At 69.3% G+C, this 789-nt stretch carries 1 protein-coding gene; it reads left to right on the top strand.

Annotated features, from left to right (window positions below; translation table 11 throughout):
* Window positions 1-789 (top strand): acyltransferase domain-containing protein (locus tag PJ985_RS23240; RefSeq protein ID WP_271685860.1); only part of this gene is annotated, 789 nt, incomplete at both ends.

Below are 789 nucleotides of genomic sequence, written 5' to 3' on the forward strand. Positions count from 1 at the left end.
CGTTCCTGTTCACGGGGCAGGGTGCGCAGCGGGTGGGCATGGGGGAGGAGTTGGCGGCTGCGTATTCGGTGTTCGCTGAGGTGTTCGATGCGGTGTGTGCGGAGTTCGACACGGTGCTTGATCGTCCGTTGCGTGAGGTGATCGCGTCGGGCGTGGGGCTGGAGGAGACCGCGTACGCGCAGCCGGCGCTGTTCGCGGTCGAGGTCGCTCTGTTCCGCCTTCTTGAGTCGTGGGGGGTTCGTCCGGATTTCCTGGTTGGTCATTCGGTGGGTGAGCTGGCCGCCGCGTATGTGGCGGGTGTGTGGTCGTTGCGTGATGCGGTGGCCGTGGTTGCTGCGCGTGGCCGGTTGATGGGGGCGTTGCCCGGGGGTGGCGCGATGGTGGCTGTGGAGGCGTCTGAGGAGGAGGTTGTTCCGACGCTGGTGGAGGGTGTGGGCGTTGCGGCGGTCAATGGGCCGTTGGCGGTGGTGGTGTCGGGTGATGAGGATGCGGTGGCGGCGGTGGCGGCGGTGTGGGCGGAGCGTGGGCGCAGGACGCGGCGGCTGCGGGTGGGTCACGCGTTTCACTCGCATCGGGTGGAGCCGATGCTCGCGGAGTTCGCGGAGGTCCTGGCGTCGGTGGGATTCGCGGCGCCGGGTATTCCTCTCGTGTCCACCGTGGCCGGTGGGGGCGATGTCACCGAGCCCGGTTACTGGCTGCGCAACGTCCGGGAGACCGTACGGTTCGCCGACGCCGTACGGGCGGCCACCGACGCGGGCACCACACTCTTCCTCGAACTCGGCCCCGACG

The sequence above is a fragment of the Streptomyces sp. ACA25 genome (genome assembly GCF_028200735.1).
Classification (GTDB): domain Bacteria; phylum Actinomycetota; class Actinomycetes; order Streptomycetales; family Streptomycetaceae; genus Streptomyces.